Source organism: Streptococcus sp. CF10-1, assembly GCF_024295825.1.
Classification (GTDB): Bacteria; Bacillota; Bacilli; order Lactobacillales; family Streptococcaceae; genus Streptococcus.
The window spans coordinates 98,733-119,398 of record NZ_JANCPQ010000003.1 but is presented as its reverse complement, the minus strand read 5'-3'; the positions used below and the strand labels follow the sequence as shown (position 1 = coordinate 119,398).

The window sequence follows — 20,666 nt, the reverse complement described above, 5'->3', positions numbered from 1 at the left end:
AGAAGTCTGCCAGACCGAAGGGATAGGATAAAACGAGATGATTAAATTAAAAGCATTTTTACTATCGCTTGTGCTCGTAATTGCGACGCTTGCCCTTTTAAATGTGACGTATGTCAAGAAGATTGATGATTATTATAAAGTCAAGGATAACAGTATTCGTTACAGCACCTCATATGAAAAGTATAAAAGTAGAGATATTCTAACAAGCAATATCACCCCCAATACACTGGTTCTAATGGGTTCCTCAGAGTTGGTTGCGACGATAAATGAAGACTATCATCCAAATAAAATTTTTAACTACAACGATTTTAATATCATGCAGATTGGGACCAGTTATTCTCAAAACATCATTCAGGCTACGACCTTGGGCTCTATTGAAGGATCTATGAGTAAGCGAAAAGTGGCTATAGTAGAGTCGGTTCAGTGGTTTGAAAAAGATGGGACCCATCAAGATGCTTTTTTGAATAAGGCTTCTCAGGAACATATTTTCCACATGCTAGATAATGACAAGATTAGTAAAGAAACGAAAGAAAAACTAATCAATCGCATTATCGAGATTACCAAGGGTAACAAGCAACAAAATGACATCTACAAAAAATACAAAAGTTATTTCATAGATGGAAAAGGAACCATTGTTGATAAAAAACTATTAGAGTTTGAGAACGCGATGTATTCCTTTAAGCTCAAACAGACTTTTTATCAAAAACATGCCAAATCAGATTACCCTTCGCTAGGAGACAAAACTCCAGACTATGATTGGCAGAAGATGAAGGATCAGTTTGTGGAAGAGGTCAAAAAGAAAACAGACAATAATGACTATGCTGTTGATAATAACTACTACAATACTTACTTAAAAGATCGCTATGCATCACTGAAAGATTCCAATAAAGATTTGAGCTACCTGGAGTCACCAGAGTATTCAGATATGGAACTCTTCTTGACAGTTGCCAAAGAATTGGGAATTGAAGTTGAGGTTATTATTTTCCCAGTAAACGGGAAATGGAATGACTACACTGGTGTCTCAAGAGAGATGCGGGAAAAAACTTATAAAAAAATAGAAGATGTCGCAAAAAGCCATGGTGCAACCGTATTAAACTATGGAAACAGAGAGTATGATGATTACTTTTTATTTGACGTGATGCACGTTGGAGTGAAAGGATGGATGGAAGTTGAAAAAGAACTTTACAAATTTGCAAACCAAGCTAACTAACACTCATCGATTAATCTTGTGGACACTATTTTTCTATACGGTTATCTTGAGCATCGTGATTTACTGTTTTGTGACCGATTTTTCGAATATTCAAGAATTTATCTATAGTGAATTTTAAGATTGTATACAAAAAAGCCCTGAAGCTAGGCATTGCTAGTCTTCAGGGCTTTTACCTTATAGTTTATCAGCTATTTTTTGACTTAGAAATTGCCCAAGCAAAGCACCCATCAAGGCACAAAGGAGGATGCTTGAAACAAAGAGAAGGATTTTGTCCAACTCTGGAGCGACCATGATACGGTCAATGTATTCTTGGGATTTCCCACGCGCAAGTAAGGTTGCCACGTAAGCTTTGGGACGGATCCACATGAGGAAGATAAGGCCGCTTGTGCTGAAAGCAAAGACAAGGAAGGAGAGGATGTTTTTGATTCGGTCTTTGTAGTTTCCGAGACGAGCGATGGCATCTGCTGCAAGACCACAGACGATACCTGGGAGAAAGGCACCAGCACCATGCTTGCTAGCTAGGAAAAAAAGTGCCATAAAAAGGCCTAGAGTTGTAATAGCGCCAAAACGAGGGACCTTCGTCAAAAGAAGCATGTAGACACTGCCACCGACAAGGGCAGAAAAGGCAGGTGCGTAGAACATATTGCCTGTCTGGTCGACCAGGTGTCCTAGGAAGACTCCAATCCCCACACAGAGGAAGTAGAGGACGGCGGCTAAGAGGGTGGTTAAGATATTTTTCTTCATGAGAATCTCCTTGATGCAAACTAACAAAACCAATTGTATCACGCTTTTTAAGGATTGTAAATGGAAACTCTATATTTTTGAAAACGCTTGAAATATGATATAATGGTTACATTGTTAGTTTAAGGAGAGTAACATGGGAAAATTTCTAGAATTCGTCTTTAATCGTATTTTTTTGGGAATGATTGCGACAGCTTATTTCTGGCTATTAACACTAGCAGGAGGAGTGGTCTTTGGTTTGGCACCAGCTAGTGCCACCCTTATGAGTTTGTATGCGGAGCATGGTTATACCTATCGAGCATACCATTTGAAGGAAGCTTGGGAATTGTATAAGAGCAATTTTGTCAAGAGCAATCTGGCTTTCTATAGTTTTGTGTTTGTGGATCTTGTCCTAGTTTATGGCTTGTATCTTCTAGTTCAATTGCCCCACCAGACGATTTTCCACCTCTTGGCGACCTTTCTCAACGTCCTTGTAGTTGCTCTTGTCTTTCTAGCCCATACTGTTTCCTTGAAACTTCAGGTGTACTTTGATTTATCCTACCGAAATACCTTGAAACTGTCCCTTATCGGGATTTTTATGAGCCTACCTGCGATTGCCAAGGTTTTACTCGGGTCCGCTCTCCTTGTAGGAGTTGGTTATTATATGCCTGCCTTGCTCTTTTTTGTAGGAATTGGAATGTGGCATTTCTTTATCAGTGATATGTTGGAACCTATTTATGAAAGTATCCATGAAAAATTGGCGACAAAATAGAATGAAGCAGTTTTGGCTTCACTCTCTTTTACGGATTTATAGTTTGGTTATGATCGTGGTCATTGCCAGTTTTGCGATTATGCTATCGTATGCTGACTGGGACTCGCGTGAGAAAGAGGCCCAACGGGTTGCAGAACGTGTGACCACTCGGACAGTGAGTGAAGTGGAATATTATCACAGAGAGTCAACTCAACTTGCTCAGTCTTTGGTTGAAAATCAGGCCCGCATCGAAGGAATTTACAAGTATTTCAGTCTCAGCACACCAGACTATTTCTATTGGCAATTAGAGCGTAAAACTTCGCCTTATATCTCTGTTTCCCTGTATGAAAATATTGATGACCTCTATGTTCGGAATGATTTTGTGACTGGAGTGGCTATTGTTCTTCAGGACTACAAGGAAGTCTATGTTTCGACTAGAGAAAAACGCAGTGGAGAGAAAATTCCTGCGGAGGATTTTAAGCCAACAGCCAATAGTTTTGCCATTCCTGTTTCCGATCCTGTGTCTGACAAGGATTTAGGAGTGATCTATATCTCCCTATCCCCAGATGTTTTACATGGCGCTATTGACAATACTCGGGGTCATATCCCAATGGCTGTAACAGTAACTTCGCCTTTTGAGACTGAGATGTTCCATATTGGGGAGAAGGTCTCAGCCGAGCGAGAAAACTGGTTTGTAGGTGTCACCTCTCACGGTTATCAGGTTCGAGTTGCTGTTCCTAAAAATTTTGTTCTTACAGGAACTTTGACGAGTTCAGCTGTCATTATTGGGCTAAGTATTCTCTTTATCATCATTTTGTACGTGACCCTTAGACAGACTTTTTCAAATTACCAAAAGCAGGTCGTAGACCTAGTAGATTCGATCGAGGTGATTGCTCAAGGAGAAGAAGGCCTTCGAATCGATACCTCTGAAAAAGACCAAGAATTGCTTCTCATTGCAGAAACAACCAATGATATGTTGGATCGCCTGGAAAAAAATATCCACGATATCTATCAGCTAGAGCTCAGTCAAAAAGATGCCAATATGCGAGCTCTGCAGGCTCAAATTAATCCTCACTTTATGTACAATACTCTGGAGTTTTTACGGATGTATGCTGTCATGCAAAGTCAGGATGAACTGGCAGATATTATCTATGAATTTAGTAGCTTGTTACGCAACAATATCTCCGACGAGCGGGAAACCACGTTGAAGCAGGAGTTGGAATTTTGCCGAAAATATAGCTATCTCTGTATGGTGCGTTATCCTAAATCCATTGCCTATGGTTTCAAGATTGCACCAGAATTGGAAGAAATGAGGATTCCAAAATTTACACTCCAACCATTAGTAGAAAACTACTTTGCCCATGGTGTTGATCATCGCAGAACAGATAATGTCATCAGTATCAAAGCCTTGAAAGGCCAAGGATTCGTTGAAATCCTAGTAGTAGATAATGGTCGAGGAATGCCCGCTGAGAAACTAGCTAGCTTGCAAGAAAAATTAACTCAACGAAGTTTTGAACACGAGGCAAGCTATAGTGGGGAGCAGCAATCAATTGGAATAGTAAATGTACACGAACGCTTTGTTCTCTACTTTGGGGATCGCTACCAAATCAGTGTAGAGTCAGCTGAACAAGAAGGTGTTCGTTACCATATCACTATCCAGGATGAATAGAAAGGGTAGAAATGTATAAAGTTTTATTAGTAGACGATGAGTACATGGTGACAGAGGGGCTCAAGCGATTAATCCCCTTTGAAAAATGGGATATGCAAGTCGTCGCAACTGCTAATCACGCAGATGATGCTTTGGACTACGTCAAGGGAAATCCAGTAGATGTGGTGATTTCCGATGTCAACATGCCAGATAAGACCGGACTTGAGATGATTAGGGAAATGAAAGAGCTACTTCCAGATACCTATTATATCTTGCTGTCTGGTTATCAGGAGTTTGAGTACGTTAAAAAAGCCATGAACCTTAGTGTCGTGGATTATCTGGTCAAACCAGTAGACAAGGTGGAGTTGGGCCATTTATTAGAAAAGATTGCGCAGCAGCTTCAGGAAAAGGTGGAACAAAGTCAGACCCTCAGTCAAGAATTGGATGAGACAGGATTTACGAACTACCTGTCAGGTAAAGACAGCTGGTGGATTGGTCTATCCAAGGAAAAGCAGGGTTCTTTTACCATTCCTTACTATGTTTTGGGGCAAGACTGGCAGATTTTCATCTCTGATCAACCGCTCGATGGCATCATCGTGACACCATTTGAAGCACCCTACCAGCAGTCCTTTGAGAATTGGAAGATCAACGCTGAAAAAGCCCTCTTCTACGGTTCAGTCAATCTAGAAAAATCCGAGAGTTTGTTTGCCTATTACGAGCCGATTTATCGGGTGATTATCCAAGGGAATATCAATCAAATCATCGAAGAATTAACCCTGCTAGAGAAGGTCGTCTTGGAAAATACCCCGCGCGTGGCCATCACGAAGCAGCTCTTCACCCAGTTTGTCATGGATGTCTTTCATTTGTTTGAACACCTAAAAGCAGATGATATGACCGAGATTGTAAAAGCTATCCATGCCATTAACTCCTTTGAAGAATTGGTCGCCTATATCAAAGAGACCTTGACCAAGTTCTTTGGCCAGTATCGTATGAATGAAAATGTAGTGAGCGTTTTGGAGGTGATTGGGCGTGATTATCAGAAAGAGCTCTCGCTTAAGGATATCAGCAAGGATCTCTTTATCAATCCTGTCTATCTCGGTCAGCTAATCAAGAGAGAAACCAACTCAACCTTTGCGGAATTGCTCAATAAACAGCGAATTAAGGCGGCGCAGCAGCTCTTGCTTTCGACCAGTGATAGCATCGAAGATATTTGCTATGCAGTTGGCTACAGTAATGTTGGATATTTCTACAAGGTTTTCCGTAAATTGTGCGGAAAATCACCGAAAGCTTATCGGAAACAAGTTGAAACCAGCTTGTAAAAGTTGTATTCCTGTACAAAAAATGCTATAATGTTCAAAATATCTTATGGAGGAAAACATGAAAAAGAATCCTATTTATCTTTGGGTTTTGTTAGTCCTATCAGCCCTCATTTCATCTATGTCATTATTTGGAATCTTGAGTCCATTGCCAAGTAAAGATGTGCTTCGTGCTAGCCTGGCGAATAGCGGGACGCTTACTGCCCAGCAATTAGAAGACACAGTCAACTATACTTACGCGTCATCGCACTCTATTTTTAATACGTTGTTTATTGTTTTATCTGCAATTTTAGTTGTAGTAGCCTTTGTATTTCTAGTACGTAAAAATGTGCAATTCGCAAACTATGCTTATATCGGCTATGTTCTACTAGCGATTGTTGGTTTGGTTTATAGCTATATGAATGTTCAAGATGCGGTTCAATTAATCAAAGATTCTACCCTCGGCCTAGGAATGGGAGCACTAGCACAAGGAACGAATATTTTGTTCATCATTATCAATGTCCTCTTTTTAGCCTTGGTCTTTTACAAGATGTGGCGCCAACAAAAAGATTTGGCCGAAGAAGTCGAAGCAGAAGAAGTTGCCTAAGTATTGACAAAAAAGAACTATCAAGTTACAATCTTGGTAGTTCTTTTTAAATCGTAAACAAAAAATCGAGGTCAACATGAAAAAAATATCCCTAGTGTATATCAGTCTGAGTGGGAATACAGAGAGTTTTGTAACCCGACTCAAGGACTATCTCTTGTCTCAGTATGAGGGAATTGAGGTCCAAAAAATCCATATCAAGGATTTGGTCAAGGAAGGCCAAGAATTCTTTGAAATGGAACATCCCTATGTCGCTTTCTTGCCGACCTATCTGGAAGGTGGAAATGGTGTCGATAACGGCGATGTTGAGATTCTAACGACTCCAGTGGGCGACTTTATTGCCTATGGAGACAATGCTAGTAAGTGTTTTGGGGTAGTGGGATCTGGTAATCGCAATTTTAACAATCAATACTGCCTGACAGCCAAGCAGTATAGCCAGCGCTTTGGCTTCCCGGTCTTAGCAGATTTTGAAATGCGTGGTATGCTGGGAGATATTAAAAAGGTCGCAGCAATCATTGCAGATTTGTATGAGTTAGAAACAGAAAAATAAAGTAGTACTGAGGGGCAGTTGAGATTTTCAACTGCTTTTGAGTATGCAAAAAGCACCCTGTAAGGGTGCCATTTTATAAACTATCCTGCTTTTCCGATGGCAAGTGCATAGATAAAGAAAATAGCAAAGCCAAAGAGGAAAATCAATCCTGCGATAGCGAGGAGTTTTAGCCAAGAAGGAAGATTTTTATTCTCACGTGTCACCAATACATAGTTCAAAAGAGCGAAGAATGGTGTGGTCAGGAAAGAACCAATCATGGCAAAGCGAAGCATGGTGGAAACTTGACCAGCAAAGAATTTAATAATTACGATACCAATGATAGCGGTAATGGTCATCCAGATGTTCAAAGATTTGCGAGTATCCTCTTTTTGACGAATCAAGAGTCGTAGCGATTCCTGATTGACACGAGAGTAGCCATCGATAACGGTGATGACCGTTCCAAAGATACAGAGAAAGGCGATAAAGGTAATCAAATAACGAGACCATTCTCCAAGAACAGAGGCATACATACCCACAAACTGAGAAATGTACTTGGCTGAAGCGGCTTCAACTGCTTGTCCTGTAGGATACTGAATAAGCGCTCCTAGTGCCACGAAGAATACAGCTAGGATAGCAGTTCCAATGTAACCAACGTTAAAGTCGAAAAGGGCGTCCTCTGTATTAAAGTTGACAGTCTTTTTCTTTTCAGCAGACCAGAGTGAATTGATGGCTGAAATTTCAATAGGGGCAGGCATCCATCCTAAGAGGGAAACGATAAAAGGGAGTGCCGCCATTTGCCAAGGTGTCTTTTCGACAAAATCAGAGCTGTATTCTGGATGCTTAATTGCTGCAATGATAACTGCAAGAACTGTTGCAATGGTCAAAGCGGACATGATCCATTTTGCCATACCATCCAATAGTTTGTAGCCACCAAAGAGTAGCATGGCCCAAATGACTGCAACAAGGATAAGGGACCATTGAGTGATGCTAAGACCAATCATTGGAAAAGCGCTAGCGATGATGGCTGAGCAAAGGATAGCGACTCCAGCTGTGTTGACCATAGCAGAGAAGACATTGAGGACAAAGAAAATCCAGAGATAGAGTCTCCCTTTTTCGGCGTAGCCTTCGACCAAGGTTTTACCAGTGTCGGCAGTATATTCGGCACCAAAACGGAAAAATGGATATTTAAAAACATTGGCCAAGATAACCAAGAGGAGTAGTGACCAACCATAAGAACCACCGGCTTGAGTGGAGGATACGATGTGAGAACCTCCGACTGCAGCGGAAGCCATTAGGATCCCGGGTCCCATTGCTTTCATCTTGCTTGCCCAGGTTGACTGGTTTGATAACGTAACTTGTGACATAATAAACACTCCTATTTTTGAATTTTCAGAATAATCTGAATAGATAGCTACTATTCTACAAAAAACTTAAAAGAAATGCAAGAACATTTTGAAAAAATACAGAAAATCACAGAAAACTTTACATGCATTAATGAAATTTCTCCAAGGAGAATATGGTTAAGACTAAAAAATCCGAGAAGAAAGCTTCTCGGATTTTGATTATTTCAATTGATCTGTGACGTCTTTTGAGAGCAACATTCCCAGACGGTAAGTTTTATTGATATGTGCAATGACATCATTGATATTTTCAGTCGTGTGAATTTTCTCTTTGATGTCAGACCTAAATGTCTCGTCCTTCAAGAGTTGCTCTTGGTAGAGTCTTTGAAGTCTTTCCTTCTCGTACTTATTGAGCAGAAAAAGGAAAACCAAGCTAAGTACAACGAGGATATAAGCATATTGGCTCATAGGAAATCTCCCAGTGTGATAAAGAAATAGTATAAGTGAATAAATTGTTTCATTAAACAGCTACAAGGCCGAATAAAATATAAATGTTATTTTGCCTCAATCTTTCAGATTGCTTTCAAGTAATTTAAAAGATTACGACATGAGCCTAACCAAATCGATATTATTTGGTTAGGTGAATTAGTGAAGCGTTTAGGCAATTATCTCTGGTTACGACGTAAAGAAACATAAATCGACAATATTTATCTTTCTTTACTAGTGAAGCTCCTAGCCAAAGTCCAAATAGGATTTGGCGTTAGTTACTTAGATTGCTCCGCAATCAAGTAACTTTGGCGATTTACATCTTCTCCGGCGCTTCTACTCCGAGCAAACGAAGAGCTTCTTTGAGGACCACTGCGGTTGCGTAGCTGAGGGCCAGACGACTGTCGCGCTCAGGACTTTCATCTAGGATACGTGTATGTGCATAATATTTGTTAAATGCTTGAGCCAAACTAATCGCAAATTTCGCAATGATAGAAGGTTCAAAGTTATCTGCTGCACGATTGATAATACGTGGGAAGTCTTGGAGTAGTTTAATGATTTCCCAGCTTTCAGCATCATTCAAGCTGTAGTTGCCAGCTGCATCTGGTTTGAAATCGGCTTTGCGCAAGATAGATTGGATACGAGCGTAGGCGTATTGAACGTAAGGTCCAGTTTCCCCTTCAAAGGATACCATAGCTTCAAGGTCGAAGTCATATCCATTTGTACGGTCGGTCTTAAGATCATAGAACTTGATAGCCCCAACTCCAACAGCGTGGGCAACTTGGTTTTTATTTTCTAACTCAGGATTTTTCGCTTCGATTTGGGCCTTGGCACGACTAACAGCCTCAGCGATAGTCGGTTCTAGCAAGATGACATTTCCTTTACGAGTAGAAAGTTTTTTCCCTTCTTTTGTTACCAATCCAAACGGAACATGGACAATGTCTTGGCTCCAATCGTAGCCCATCTCTTGTAGTACTGCCTTGAGTTGTTTGAAGTGGGCAGATTGCTCTTGACCAACAACATAGATGGATTTTGCAAATTGGTATTCGTTTTTACGGTAGAGGGCTGCAGCCAAGTCACGTGTGATATAGAGAGTTGCACCATCAGATTTTTTGATAAGGGCTGGATGTTCAATTCCATATTTCTCAAGATTGACAACTTGGGCTCCCTCTGACTCAACAAGAAGTCCTTTTTCAGCGAGAATGTCTACAACAGCATCCATCTTATCATTGTAGAAGGCTTCTCCGTTGTAGCTATCAAAATCAACTTGCAATTCATTGTAAAGGCGGTTGAATTCCACTAAACTTTCATCACGGAACCATTGCCAGAGAGCGAGGGCTTCCTCATCTCCATTTTCCAGTTTGCGGAACCATTCGCGTGCTTCTTCATCCAAGCTAGGGTCTTTTTCAGCTTCAGCATTGATGCGAACGTAGAGTTTAAGAAGTTCATCGATTGGATGCGCTTTAACGGCTTCCTCATTTCCCCATTTCTTGTAGGCAACGATCAGCATTCCAAACTGTTTGCCCCAGTCTCCCAAATGGTTGACCTTGACCGTTTGATAACCGATTTTTTGGAAAATATGTGACAAGCTATCTCCGATAACCGTTGAACGCAAGTGCCCAATAGAGAATGGTTTTGCGATATTGGGACTAGACATGTCGATGACGACATTTTCTTGCTTGCCAATGGTTTGGTCGGCATAGTGTTCTTTTTCAGTGATGACATTCTGTAATACCTGAGCCGAAATAACAGATTTATCAAGGAAAAAGTTGACGTAAGGTCCTGTTGCAACAACCTTTTCAAAGGCTTGACTATTGATTTTTTCAGCAATACCTGCTGCAATCATTTGCGGCGCTTTACGCTCGACTTTTGCTAGAGAAAAGGCAGGGAAGGCGATGTCTCCCATTTCTGAATTTTTAGGTGTTTCCAGTAAATTTAAAATAGCCTCTTGATCCAGGCTATCAATGACGCTAGCCAACTCACTAGCAATCAATTCTTTTGTATTCATAAGGGCTCCTTTTGGGCTTTTTTACTATTTTAACACAATTTACTACATTTTTTGAGAAAGAAAAGAATTTTTTTGAATTATCTAGTTTTTTTGGTATAATATAGTTATAAAATAAATGTAAAACTTGTTATAAATATTCACTTAAGAGGATAATATGAGAAAAAGAGAACGGCATCAATTGATTAAAAAGATGATCACCGAAGAAAAACTTGGGACACAAAAAGAGATTCAAGATCGTTTAGAAGCTCGTAATGTTTATGTGACACAAACGACTTTGTCACGTGATTTGCGTGAAATCGGCTTGACCAAGGTTAAGAAAAATGATATGGTGTATTATGTACTAGCAAATGAGACAGATAAGATTGATTTAGTTGAGTTTTTGTCTCATCATTTAGAAGGAGTTGCAAGAGCAGAGTTCACCTTGGTACTTCATACTAAACTTGGGGAAGCTGCAGTCTTAGCAAACATTGTAGATGCAAACAAGGATGAATGGATTTTAGGAACGGTTGCTGGTGCTAATACCTTATTGGTTATTTGTCGAGACCAGCACGTTGCCAAGCTGATGGAAGATCGTTTGCTAGATTTGATGAAAGATAAATAAGGTCTTGGGAGTTGCTCTCAAGACCTTATTTTTAGCAAGGAGAGACGGAAAATGGCAACAGAAAAGCTATCACCCGGCATGCAACAGTATGTGGATATTAAGAAACAATACCCAGATGCTTTTTTGCTTTTTCGAATGGGTGATTTTTACGAGTTGTTCTATGAAGATGCAATTAATGCAGCACAGATTTTAGAAATTTCCTTAACGAGTCGGAATAAAAATGCAGAAAATCCGATACCCATGGCGGGCGTCCCCTATCATTCTGCCCAACAGTATATCGATGTTCTGATTGAGCAGGGCTATAAAGTTGCCATTGCAGAACAGATGGAAGATCCCAAACAAGCGATTGGTGTTGTTAAGCGAGAGGTGGTCCAGGTCATCACACCTGGAACGGTCGTTGATAGCAGTAAGCCGGATAGTCAGAATAATTTCTTGGTTGCCTTAGATCGTGATGGCAATCAATTTGGTCTGGCTTATATGGATCTGGTGACAGGTGATTTCTATGTGACGGGGCTATTGGATTTCACGTTGGTTTGTGGGGAAATTCGCAATCTCAAGGCTCGAGAAGTGGTGCTGGGTTATGACTTGTCTGAGGAAGAAGAACAAATCCTCAGCCGTCAGATGAATCTGGTGCTTTCTTATGAGAAGGAAGGCTTTGAGGATATTCATTTACTAGATTCACGTTTGGCAGCTGTGGAGCAAGCGGCAGCTAGTAAGCTCCTCCAGTATGTTCACCGGACCCAAATGCGGGAATTGCACCATCTCAAACCAGTTATCCGCTATGAAATCAAAGATTTCTTACAGATGGACTATGCGACCAAGGCTAGTCTGGATTTGGTTGAGAATGCCCGTTCAGGTAAGAAGCAAGGCAGTCTTTTCTGGCTTTTGGATGAAACCAAAACAGCTATGGGAATGCGGCTGTTGCGGTCTTGGATTCATCGTCCTTTGATTGATAAGGAGCGAATCGTCCAACGTCAAGAGGTGGTGCAGGTCTTTCTTGACCACTTCTTTGAGCGTAGTGATTTAACGGACAGTCTCAAGGGTGTTTATGATATCGAACGTTTGGCTAGTCGGGTTTCTTTTGGCAAGACCAATCCCAAGGATCTCTTGCAATTGGCGACCACCTTATCTAGTGTGCCACGGATTCGTGCGATTTTAGAAGGCATGGAGCAGCCTGCTCTGGGCTATCTTATCGCACAGTTGGATGCCATTCCTGAGTTGGAGAGTTTGATTAGTGCTGCCATTGCTCCTGAAGCTCCTCACGTGATTACGGAAGGTGGCATTATCCGTACGGGATTTGATGAGACCTTAGACAAGTACCGTCGAGTACTGAGAGAAGGGACTAGCTGGATTGCTGAGATTGAGGCTAAGGAGCGAGAAAACTCTGGCATCAGCACGCTTAAGATTGATTACAATAAAAAGGATGGCTACTATTTCCATGTGACCAATTCGCAACTGGGAAATGTGCCAGCCCACTTTTTCCGTAAGGCAACGCTGAAAAACTCGGAACGCTTTGGGACAGAGGAGTTAGCCCGTATCGAGGGGGATATGCTGGAGGCGCGTGAGAAGTCAGCCAACCTAGAATATGAAATCTTTATGCGTATCCGTGAGGAAGTCAGCAAGTACATCCAGCGTTTGCAGGCTCTAGCCCAAGGGATTGCCACAGTTGATGTCTTGCAAAGTCTCGCAGTTGTGGCTGAAACCCAGCATTTGATTCGACCTGAGTTCGGTGACGACTCACAAATCGATATCCAGCAAGGGCGTCATGCTGTCGTCGAAAAGGTCATGGGGGCTCAGACCTATATTCCAAACAGCATCCAGATGTCAGAAGATACCAGCATTCAATTGATTACAGGGCCCAACATGAGCGGGAAGTCTACCTACATGCGCCAGTTAGCTATGACAGCGGTTATGGCCCAGCTGGGTTCTTATGTGCCGGCAGAAAGCGCCCATTTGCCGATTTTCGATGCTATCTTTACCCGTATCGGAGCAGCAGATGACTTGGTTTCAGGTCAATCAACCTTCATGGTGGAGATGATGGAGGCTAACAATGCCATTTCGCATGCGACCAAGAATTCCTTGATTCTCTTTGATGAGTTAGGTCGAGGAACTGCGACTTATGATGGGATGGCTCTTGCCCAGTCCATCATCGAATACATTCATGAACATATCGGAGCCAAGACCCTCTTTGCCACCCATTACCATGAGTTGACTAGTCTGGAGTCTAGCTTGGAACACTTGGTCAATGTTCACGTGGCAACCTTGGAGCAGGGTGGGCAGGTGACCTTCCTTCACAAGATTGAACCAGGTCCAGCTGACAAATCCTACGGTATCCATGTTGCTAAGATCGCTGGTTTACCAGCAGAACTTTTAGCAAGGGCGGATAAGATATTGACTCAACTGGAGAGTCAAGGGGGAGAAAGTCCTGCTCCGATGAGACAAACAAGTGCTGTCACAGAACAGATGTCACTCTTTGATGCGCCTGAAGAACATCCTATCCTAGCAGAATTAGCTAAACTGGATGTGTACAACATGACACCTATGCAGGCTATGAATGTCTTAGTTGAGTTCAAACAAAAGTTATAAAAAGAGCCCACTCATGCATTTGTGAGTGGGTTTTTCTCTATTACTTTTTATGGGCCAAAAGTTGATTGATGTGGTCTACTTTTTTAGCTTCTCTTTTATAGAGAATAGCCCAGATGATGAGGTAGACAATCGCAAACTCTGGAATGAGCTGGAGATAGAAGGTCCAGTGGAAGGGGAACCAACCAGCCAGAGTTGCTAGTGGAACAAAGCCAGCCAGCATGAGGAAGAAATGGGAAAGTGTGGCACGGAGCAAGCTCCAGTCACGGCTGAATAAACGACCACCAAAGCTAAAGAGAACGCCGATAGCTGACCAGATGATCATGCAGTAGAGCAAGACTAGAGCACCGTGAACCTGATGTTGCACCATCACTTGGCCGATCAGAGACTCGGGGCTCAGTGGGGCATAGGTATTTGGTGCATAAATGAGTGAAAAGAGGATAGAGAGGATGAGGCCGATGAGTACACCAGCGGCTGCATCGTGAAAGATTTGTTTTTTCATAGTTCTAATTTCTCCTTGATGGTTTTTAGGTAACGGCGTGAAGAGTAGGTGAAGCTTTCGTTTTTGAGAAAGATTTCGATCAGGCCGTTGGGGGTTAGTTTGAGATGAGAGATAGAGTCGATATTGACGATTTCAGATTGGGAAATTTGGATAAAAGTGGTCGGCAGAATTTCAAGAACCTGATAGAGTCGCAAATCAATGGTATAGGTCTGAGATGCAGTTTCTGCTAGAACCTTGCGATTCTCGATATAGAAGCGTTGTATCTTACCAATCTTAACTAGATAGACCTGATCATCAATCTTTCCTTTTATTGTTTCTTTTTGGTCAAGATTTTCAGCGAACTCGATAACTTTCTGGACTTTCTCGGTTGATTTAGGTGCTTGGACAATCAGCTTTTCCTCCTTGTATGTCTCCTTAATCTGTAGTTCTACTTTCATAAATTTCCCTCCTTTTCAGTTATACAAGGTTAATCTCACTTCCTGTACACCTTTATTAATACTCTTCAAAAATCAAATTCAAACCACGTCAGCGTCGTCTTCCCGTACTAAAGTACTGTCTGCGCCTAGCTTTCTAGTTTGCTCTTTGATTTTTATTGAGTATACCACTATTTTACGACCCATGGCAAGAGCTTTTGTCTATGTGGAGAGATTTGGAGTCTATGTGGTATTTGCTTTTTCTGGTAACATCTGAAATATGGTATAATAGCACTAATCAATTTCTAGGAAAATAGATACAGAAAGGGGCTGAAAGATGTCTCATATTATTGAATTGCCAGAGGTGCTGGCAAACCAGATCGCGGCAGGAGAGGTCATTGAACGTCCTGCCAGTGTGGTCAAAGAATTGGTAGAAAATGCCATTGACGCGGGTTCTAGCCAGATTATCATTGAGATCGAGGAATCCGGTCTCAAGAAAATCCAAATCACCGATAATGGTCATGGAATTGCTCACGATGAGGTGGAATTGGCCTTGCGTCGACATGCGACCAGTAAGATAAAAAATCAAGCAGACCTCTTTCGGATTCGGACGCTTGGTTTTCGTGGTGAAGCCCTGCCCTCTATCGCTTCTGTCAGTGTCTTGACTCTGTTGACAGCGGTGGATGGTGCGAGTCATGGGACTAAGCTCGTTGCGCGTGGGGGTGAAGTTGAGGAAGTCATCCCAGCGACTAGTCCTGTAGGAACCAAGGTTTGTGTGGAGGACCTCTTTTTCAACACGCCTGCCCGTCTCAAGTATATGAAGAGCCAGCAAGCGGAGTTGTCTCATATCATTGATATTGTCAACCGTCTGGGCTTGGCCCATCCGGAGATTTCTTTTAGTTTAATCAGTGATGGCAAGGAAATGACGCGGACAGCAGGGACTGGTCAACTGCGTCAAGCCATCGCAGGGATTTATGGTTTGGCGAGTGCCAAGAAGATGATTGAAATTGAGAATTCTGACTTAGATTTCGAAATTTCAGGTTTTGTGTCTCTGCCTGAGTTAACTCGAGCTAATCGCAACTATATCAGCCTCTTCATCAATGGCCGTTATATCAAGAACTTTCTACTCAACCGTGCTATTCTTGACGGTTATGGAAGCAAGCTCATGGTAGGGCGTTTTCCACTGGCTGTCATTCACATCCATATTGACCCCTATCTAGCTGATGTCAATGTGCATCCAACCAAACAAGAAGTGCGGATTTCTAAGGAAAGAGAACTGATGGCGCTGGTTTCAGAAGCTATTTCAAATAGTCTCAAGGAACAAGCCTTGATTCCTGATGCTTTAGAAAATCTTGCCAAGTCGACCGTGCGCAATCGTCAAAAGGTAGAGCAGACCATTCTCCCACTCAAAGAAAATACGCTTTACTATGAAAAAACAGAGGAAATTAGACCTAGTCAAGCTGAGGTGGCTGATCATCAGGTTGAATTAACTGAGGAGGGTAGGGACCTAACCCTGTTTGCCAAGGAAACCTTGGACCAGCTAACCAAGCCAGCAAAACTGCATTTTGCAGAGAGAAAGCCTGCTAACTACGACCAACTAGACCATCCAGAGTTAGACTTAGCCAGTCTTGATAAGGCTTATGACAAGCTGGAGAGAGAAGAATCATCCAGCTTCCCAGAGTTGGAGTTTTTCGGACAGATGCACGGGACCTATCTCTTTGCCCAGGGGCGAGATGGACTCTACATCATAGACCAGCACGCGGCTCAGGAACGAGTTAAGTACGAGGAATACCGTGAAAGCATTGGCAATGTTGACCAAAGCCAGCAGCAACTCCTAGTGCCCTACATCTTTGAATTCCCAGCAGATGATGCGCTTCGTCTCAGGGAAAGAATGGCACTTTTAGAGGAAGTGGGCGTCTTTCTAGCAGAGTACGGAGAAAATCAATTTATCCTGCGTGAACATCCTATTTGGATGGCAGAAGAAGAAATCGAGTCTGGTATCTATGAAATGTGCGACATGCTGCTCTTGACCAAGGAAGTTTCTATCAAAAAATACCGAGCAGAGCTAGCCATCATGATGTCCTGCAAGCGGTCTATCAAGGCCAACCATCGTATCGACGACCACTCAGCTAGACAGCTACTTTATCAGCTTTCTCAATGTGACAATCCATATAACTGTCCACACGGACGTCCCGTTTTGGTGCATTTTACCAAGTCAGATATGGAAAAAATGTTCCGACGCATTCAGGAAAATCATACGAGTCTTCGTGAGTTGGGGAAATATTAAGAACACAAAAAGCCTTTGTTCCTTTTGAACAAGGCTTTTTAGTTTTTCTAAGGTGGGAACTTGATTGGACATGGGTAACTTGACACGAAGTTTACACTTGCTTGACAAGACCAGTTCTAAAAAATATTGCGAAAACGGAATTAGGTGATTCAAGGTTTTCTAGAGTCATCTTTGTCAGAAGGATTCTTAAGACCAATCACCTTATCAAGATAACGTTGTTTGGTTTTGAGAGCCTTGTTGATCGCAATTGCTGAAGCAATCAAGAGAATGAAGATCAGCCAAATCCAGGCAGTGAATTCGGCTGGGAAACTAGAACCGGCTAAAAAGAGATAGATAGCCAGAGCCAATACGAAAATATAAATCACTTGCCAGAGACCAAAGGATTTAACCTCTTTATAGTATTTGGCCTTGTCTTCTTCCAAGACCACTGCTGTGTAACCTTTTTCAGAATTTTCATCCAGTAGTAGATAGTCAGTTGTCACTTGGAAAATCTTGCTTAATTCAATGATTTTTTCGATTTCAGGAAGGACTTGTCCAGATTCCCATTTGGAGATGCTTTGCCGAGAAACATTGATTTGTTCTGCTAGCTTTTCCTGGGACCAACCTTTTTCCTTTCTGAGCTCAAATAGTTTTTCTGCGAGTTTCATGATTCTATCCTCCTTTTTCTACCTCTATCCTAACAATTTTTACTTATAATGAGAATACAATCTCCTGTACTATTTGTCAACCAGAGGTTGCACCTTTTGTTGCAGTTTGTCTTAAGGAAATATGGTATACTAGATAGGCAAAATAATGGAGAAAAATTATGTACGAATATCTAAAAGGAATCATTACCAAAATCACTGCTAAATACATTGTCCTAGAAGCGAATGGTATTGGTTATATCTTGCATGTAGCCAATCCCTATGCTTACTCAGGTCAGGTTAATCAAGAGACCCAGATTTATGTGCACCAAGTTGTCCGTGAGGACGCGCATCTGCTCTATGGCTTTCGCTCAGAAGATGAGAAAAAACTCTTCCTCAGTCTGATTTCGGTCTCAGGTATTGGACCTGTATCAGCTCTTGCTATTATCGCAGCCGATGACAATGCTGGCTTGGTTCAAGCAATCGAGACTAAGAACATTACCTACTTGACTAAGTTCCCTAAAATTGGCAAGAAAACAGCCCAACAGATGGTGCTAGACTTGGAAGGTAAGGTAGTTGTGGCTAGCGATGACCTTCCTGCCAAGGTGGCAGTGCAAACCAGCGCTGAAAACCAAGAACTGGAAGAAGCTATGGAAGCCATGTTGGCACTGGGCTACAAGGCAACCGAGCTTAAGAAAATCAAGAAATTCTTTGAAGGAACGACAGATACAGCTGAGAACTATATCAAGTCGGCCCTTAAGATGTTGGTAAAATAGGAGAAGAGTATGCCAAAACGCTGTGGTTGGGTTAAAATGAACAACCCTTTATATGTAGCCTATCATGATGAGGAGTGGGGCTACCCCCTCCATGATGACCAAGCATTGTTTGAGTTATTGTGCATGGAAACCTATCAGGCTGGTCTATCTTGGGAAACGGTACTAAACAAACGCCAAGCTTTCCGAGAAGCATTTCATGGATATCAAATTCAGGCGGTCGCGGAGATGGCAGATGGGGAGTTGGAAGCCTTGTTAGAGAATCCAGCCATCATCCGAAATCGTGCCAAGCTCTTTGCGACGCGTGCCAACGCCCAAGCATTTTTACAAGTCCAGAAAACCTTTGGCTCTTTTGACGCTTATCTCTGGTCCTTTGTTGAGGGAAAAACGATCGTGAATGATGTTCCTGACTATCACCTAGCACCTGCTAAAACAGCCTTGTCTGAAAAGTTATCTCAAGATCTCAAAAAACGAGGCTTCAAGTTCACAGGTCCAGTCGCAGTTTTAGCTTTTCTACAAGCGGCAGGTCTGATTGACGACCACGAGAATGATTGTGAGTGGAAAAGCGGAAATAAGTGAGTGCAGGCGTCTAATTATCTGAGAATATAGAAAAAGCTGAGAAGAGTTTCTCAGCTTTTTGATTATATGCTAGTAACTTTTATAGTGCAGTAAGAAATGTCAGTCCACCTAAGACAACGCCAGCTGAGTTTGGAATAATTAGTATCCAATCCTTCTTAGGTTCTTTTGTCCACCCGTAAATAACCCAAATTAAACAAGATACTGCTGCGGATAAAGGCTGGAATGGTTGAGCTTTGTTGCCTTGTAAATTGGCAAAAATTTGTGGGATGTAGGCGATAAATACAATAATCCCGATAAAGGCCCCGATTGAACCGACAATTTGATTTATTTTTTGTTTAGTCATATACACCTCCTTTAAAAGGATATCATAGAAATAAGCAAAATGCAATAAATTCAGACACAAATTGTAACGAAAATCAATACCAAAGCACAAAAATGGAGAAATTGTTTATTTTTTGTTATAGTCAAAGCGAATGACTTGTTCCTGTGCATCTACATGAGCATGTACCCCAAAGGGAACAATAGCTCTTGGAGTTGCGTGGCCGACATTCAGATTATAGACAATTGGGATATTGCTGTCAACGATGCTCATTAGTGCCTCTTTATAGTCGTCATAGAAGGTTTCATCCATAGGTTTTCCGACCAAGAGTCCACTGATGACCTCAAATACTCCAGTTTCTTTCAAAGCCTGCAACATTGTTTTGAAGTTCTCCGGCTCAGGCTTTTCTTCGCTTGTTTCTAACAAGAGAATCTTTCCTTCCCAGTCGGATAAGTCAGGGAAGAGTTTGTATTTTTGGCAGAGCTCCGTGCTGTCTGCGTATCGAGAGTTGTCAAAGATATCATAGAGAGATTCAAGGCAACCGCCGAGAATTTCTCCCTCAAACTGGGTATTTCCTTGTAACAAGTCAAAACCTGTATTTACATGGCTGATACGAGCTGTTCCCAGAGCATTGGGACTAAAGTCAGTCCGTTCCTCATACCAAAGGTCGCTAGGGCGGATTTCTGAGATTCTTCCAGTCTCGATCAGTTCTTTAAAGTAGTGGAGGCTATAGGGCAACATCTCCTTGTCCAATTCACAAATATCTGCTAGAAAGGATTGCCCATAAAAAGTCTTGATCCCTAGTTTATGCAACATAAGGTGGTTCATAGTGGTATCCGAGAAGCCAAGAAAAATCTTTGGCTTGATAACCTTTTGGAGTTGGTCGTTCTCAAAAAGGTAGGGCAACAAACGATAGGTATCGTCTCCACCAATGGCACAGAGGATCATGTCGATGCTATCGTCCGAAAAGGCCTGCATCAAATCCTCTGCACGTGCCTCCGGATGGTCCTTGATAAAGTCTAACCCTTTTAGCGAATGGGGCAAAAAGACAGGATTGAGTCCCAAATCTTTGAGACGTTGGAGACCCAAATCGACTTCGTGTTTGACAAAATCCTCTCCAATAACACCGCTAGACAAACTAACAATACCAATAGTAGAAACTATATCTCATCCTCCTAGAAATAGATTGATACTCTTCGAAAATCAAATTCAAACCACGTCAGCTTTGCCTTGCCGTACTCAAGTACAGCCTGCGGCTAGCTTCCTAGTTTGCTCTTTGATTTTCATTGAGTATGAGCCTATTCTATCACAAAAGATGAGAGAAAACTACAAGAATGAGACTCAGAAGTGCTATTGAATCTCAAGAAAGCAAGTGAAAAAGCAACCGCCTGTGCA

The 20,666-nt window shown here is 41.9% G+C and carries 20 protein-coding genes; 11 read left to right on the top strand and 9 right to left on the bottom strand.

The window, feature by feature from the left end:
* The first annotated feature begins 37 nt into the window (after nucleotides 1-37).
* Nucleotides 38-1,210: a D-alanyl-lipoteichoic acid biosynthesis protein DltD gene (dltD, locus tag NMM25_RS05300; protein ID WP_254736176.1), complete on the top strand. Its 1,173-nt coding sequence runs from the start codon at nucleotides 38-40 to the stop codon at nucleotides 1,208-1,210.
* A gap of 174 nt (nucleotides 1,211-1,384) precedes the next feature.
* On the opposite strand, the gene NMM25_RS05295 is transcribed toward dltD, so the two are convergent.
* Nucleotides 1,385-1,954 carry an MptD family putative ECF transporter S component gene (locus tag NMM25_RS05295; protein ID WP_254736175.1) on the bottom strand — a complete coding sequence of 190 codons (570 nt, stop codon included), beginning with the start codon at nucleotides 1,952-1,954 and terminating at the stop codon, nucleotides 1,385-1,387.
* A 133-nt stretch (nucleotides 1,955-2,087) separates the two neighbouring features.
* Between NMM25_RS05295 and NMM25_RS05290 the strand changes: the two genes are divergently transcribed.
* The 5 genes from NMM25_RS05290 to nrdI all read left to right on the top strand — a co-directional run bounded on the left by NMM25_RS05290 (nucleotide 2,088) and on the right by nrdI (nucleotide 6,778).
* On the top strand, nucleotides 2,088-2,702 hold the full coding sequence (locus NMM25_RS05290) for a YesL family protein (protein ID WP_254736174.1): 615 nt from the start codon (nucleotides 2,088-2,090) through the stop codon (nucleotides 2,700-2,702).
* Nucleotides 2,680-4,350: a sensor histidine kinase gene (locus tag NMM25_RS05285; protein WP_254736244.1), complete on the top strand. Its 1,671-nt coding sequence runs from the start codon at nucleotides 2,680-2,682 to the stop codon at nucleotides 4,348-4,350. Before NMM25_RS05290 ends, NMM25_RS05285 begins: the two co-directional genes overlap by 23 nt.
* 11 nt (nucleotides 4,351-4,361) lie before the next feature.
* A complete protein-coding gene (locus NMM25_RS05280; RefSeq protein ID WP_125391890.1) occupies nucleotides 4,362-5,648 on the top strand; it encodes a response regulator transcription factor in 1,287 nt (428 codons plus the stop codon).
* Nucleotides 5,649-5,706: 58 nt separating this feature from the next.
* A complete protein-coding gene (locus tag NMM25_RS05275; protein ID WP_254736173.1) occupies nucleotides 5,707-6,231 on the top strand; it encodes an ABC transporter permease in 525 nt (174 codons plus the stop codon).
* 76 nt (nucleotides 6,232-6,307) lie between these two features.
* Nucleotides 6,308-6,778 (top strand): class Ib ribonucleoside-diphosphate reductase assembly flavoprotein NrdI, encoded by a 471-nt coding sequence (nrdI, locus tag NMM25_RS05270; protein ID WP_000724244.1) that lies wholly within the window; start codon nucleotides 6,308-6,310, stop codon nucleotides 6,776-6,778.
* 80 nt (nucleotides 6,779-6,858) lie between these two features.
* Here the strand turns inward: nrdI and NMM25_RS05265 are convergent, their stop codons facing one another.
* The 3 genes from NMM25_RS05265 to argS all read right to left on the bottom strand — a co-directional run bounded on the left by NMM25_RS05265 (nucleotide 6,859) and on the right by argS (nucleotide 10,591).
* Nucleotides 6,859-8,121: an NRAMP family divalent metal transporter gene (locus tag NMM25_RS05265; RefSeq protein WP_254736172.1), complete on the bottom strand. Its 1,263-nt coding sequence runs from the start codon at nucleotides 8,119-8,121 to the stop codon at nucleotides 6,859-6,861.
* Between the two features lie 198 nt (nucleotides 8,122-8,319).
* The gene (locus NMM25_RS05260) at nucleotides 8,320-8,565 is read right to left on the bottom strand and encodes a hypothetical protein (protein WP_000084866.1); all 246 of its coding nucleotides are present in this window, start codon (nucleotides 8,563-8,565) and stop codon (nucleotides 8,320-8,322) included.
* Between the two features lie 334 nt (nucleotides 8,566-8,899).
* Nucleotides 8,900-10,591, bottom strand: a complete 1,692-nt coding sequence (argS, locus tag NMM25_RS05255) for an arginine--tRNA ligase (RefSeq protein ID WP_254736171.1) — start codon at nucleotides 10,589-10,591, stop codon at nucleotides 8,900-8,902.
* Between the two features lie 154 nt (nucleotides 10,592-10,745).
* On the opposite strand from argS, the gene argR reads away from it, so the two are divergent.
* Both argR and mutS read left to right on the top strand, forming a co-directional pair.
* On the top strand, nucleotides 10,746-11,192 hold the full coding sequence (argR, locus tag NMM25_RS05250) for an arginine repressor (RefSeq protein WP_001231483.1): 447 nt from the start codon (nucleotides 10,746-10,748) through the stop codon (nucleotides 11,190-11,192).
* Nucleotides 11,193-11,243: 51 nt separating this feature from the next.
* Nucleotides 11,244-13,778 (top strand): DNA mismatch repair protein MutS, encoded by a 2,535-nt coding sequence (gene mutS / locus NMM25_RS05245; protein ID WP_254736170.1) that lies wholly within the window; start codon nucleotides 11,244-11,246, stop codon nucleotides 13,776-13,778.
* Nucleotides 13,779-13,818: 40 nt separating this feature from the next.
* On the opposite strand, the gene NMM25_RS05240 is transcribed toward mutS, so the two are convergent.
* Both NMM25_RS05240 and NMM25_RS05235 read right to left on the bottom strand, forming a co-directional pair.
* Complete coding sequence (locus NMM25_RS05240) at nucleotides 13,819-14,277, bottom strand: DUF3021 domain-containing protein (protein ID WP_254736169.1); 459 nt, start codon at nucleotides 14,275-14,277, stop codon at nucleotides 13,819-13,821.
* Nucleotides 14,274-14,714, bottom strand: a complete 441-nt coding sequence (locus NMM25_RS05235) for a LytTR family DNA-binding domain-containing protein (RefSeq protein ID WP_254736168.1) — start codon at nucleotides 14,712-14,714, stop codon at nucleotides 14,274-14,276. Before NMM25_RS05235 ends, NMM25_RS05240 begins: the two co-directional genes overlap by 4 nt.
* A gap of 313 nt (nucleotides 14,715-15,027) precedes the next feature.
* On the opposite strand from NMM25_RS05235, the gene mutL reads away from it, so the two are divergent.
* Nucleotides 15,028-16,977: a DNA mismatch repair endonuclease MutL gene (gene mutL, locus NMM25_RS05230; protein ID WP_254736167.1), complete on the top strand. Its 1,950-nt coding sequence runs from the start codon at nucleotides 15,028-15,030 to the stop codon at nucleotides 16,975-16,977.
* A 149-nt stretch (nucleotides 16,978-17,126) separates the two neighbouring features.
* On the opposite strand, the gene NMM25_RS05225 is transcribed toward mutL, so the two are convergent.
* On the bottom strand, nucleotides 17,127-17,624 hold the full coding sequence (locus NMM25_RS05225) for a helix-turn-helix domain-containing protein (protein WP_254736166.1): 498 nt from the start codon (nucleotides 17,622-17,624) through the stop codon (nucleotides 17,127-17,129).
* Nucleotides 17,625-17,782: 158 nt separating this feature from the next.
* Between NMM25_RS05225 and ruvA the strand changes: the two genes are divergently transcribed.
* Both ruvA and NMM25_RS05215 read left to right on the top strand, forming a co-directional pair.
* Entirely contained in the window at nucleotides 17,783-18,376 is a 594-nt protein-coding gene (gene ruvA / locus NMM25_RS05220; protein ID WP_000273410.1) for a Holliday junction branch migration protein RuvA, read from the top strand.
* A gap of 9 nt (nucleotides 18,377-18,385) precedes the next feature.
* Nucleotides 18,386-18,952 (top strand): DNA-3-methyladenine glycosylase I, encoded by a 567-nt coding sequence (locus NMM25_RS05215; RefSeq protein WP_247940493.1) that lies wholly within the window; start codon nucleotides 18,386-18,388, stop codon nucleotides 18,950-18,952.
* A gap of 79 nt (nucleotides 18,953-19,031) precedes the next feature.
* Here the strand turns inward: NMM25_RS05215 and NMM25_RS05210 are convergent, their stop codons facing one another.
* On the bottom strand, nucleotides 19,032-19,295 hold the full coding sequence (locus tag NMM25_RS05210; RefSeq protein WP_000166112.1) for a SemiSWEET family transporter: 264 nt from the start codon (nucleotides 19,293-19,295) through the stop codon (nucleotides 19,032-19,034).
* Nucleotides 19,296-19,400: 105 nt separating this feature from the next.
* Nucleotides 19,401-20,435, bottom strand: coding sequence for a S66 peptidase family protein (locus tag NMM25_RS05205; RefSeq protein WP_254736243.1), 1,035 nt, complete (start codon nucleotides 20,433-20,435; stop codon nucleotides 19,401-19,403).
* Nucleotides 20,436-20,666: the final 231 nt, after the last annotated feature.

Coding starts and splice junctions, on each gene's coding strand:
- NMM25_RS05285 (WP_254736244.1), top strand. CDS start 2,680: ATGAAAAATTGGCGACAAAATAGAATGAAGCAGTTTTGGCTTCACTCT.
- NMM25_RS05295 (WP_254736175.1), bottom strand. CDS start 1,954: ATGAAGAAAAATATCTTAACCACCCTCTTAGCCGCCGTCCTCTACTTC.
- mutS (WP_254736170.1), top strand. CDS start 11,244: ATGGCAACAGAAAAGCTATCACCCGGCATGCAACAGTATGTGGATATT.
- NMM25_RS05275 (WP_254736173.1), top strand. CDS start 5,707: ATGAAAAAGAATCCTATTTATCTTTGGGTTTTGTTAGTCCTATCAGCC.
- dltD (WP_254736176.1), top strand. CDS start 38: ATGATTAAATTAAAAGCATTTTTACTATCGCTTGTGCTCGTAATTGCG.
- NMM25_RS05225 (WP_254736166.1), bottom strand. CDS start 17,624: ATGAAACTCGCAGAAAAACTATTTGAGCTCAGAAAGGAAAAAGGTTGG.
- argR (WP_001231483.1), top strand. CDS start 10,746: ATGAGAAAAAGAGAACGGCATCAATTGATTAAAAAGATGATCACCGAA.
- NMM25_RS05240 (WP_254736169.1), bottom strand. CDS start 14,277: ATGAAAAAACAAATCTTTCACGATGCAGCCGCTGGTGTACTCATCGGC.
- NMM25_RS05235 (WP_254736168.1), bottom strand. CDS start 14,714: ATGAAAGTAGAACTACAGATTAAGGAGACATACAAGGAGGAAAAGCTG.
- NMM25_RS05210 (WP_000166112.1), bottom strand. CDS start 19,295: ATGACTAAACAAAAAATAAATCAAATTGTCGGTTCAATCGGGGCCTTT.
- nrdI (WP_000724244.1), top strand. CDS start 6,308: ATGAAAAAAATATCCCTAGTGTATATCAGTCTGAGTGGGAATACAGAG.
- NMM25_RS05280 (WP_125391890.1), top strand. CDS start 4,362: ATGTATAAAGTTTTATTAGTAGACGATGAGTACATGGTGACAGAGGGG.
- NMM25_RS05265 (WP_254736172.1), bottom strand. CDS start 8,121: ATGTCACAAGTTACGTTATCAAACCAGTCAACCTGGGCAAGCAAGATG.
- NMM25_RS05215 (WP_247940493.1), top strand. CDS start 18,386: ATGCCAAAACGCTGTGGTTGGGTTAAAATGAACAACCCTTTATATGTA.
- mutL (WP_254736167.1), top strand. CDS start 15,028: ATGTCTCATATTATTGAATTGCCAGAGGTGCTGGCAAACCAGATCGCG.
- ruvA (WP_000273410.1), top strand. CDS start 17,783: ATGTACGAATATCTAAAAGGAATCATTACCAAAATCACTGCTAAATAC.
- NMM25_RS05260 (WP_000084866.1), bottom strand. CDS start 8,565: ATGAGCCAATATGCTTATATCCTCGTTGTACTTAGCTTGGTTTTCCTT.
- argS (WP_254736171.1), bottom strand. CDS start 10,591: ATGAATACAAAAGAATTGATTGCTAGTGAGTTGGCTAGCGTCATTGAT.
- NMM25_RS05290 (WP_254736174.1), top strand. CDS start 2,088: ATGGGAAAATTTCTAGAATTCGTCTTTAATCGTATTTTTTTGGGAATG.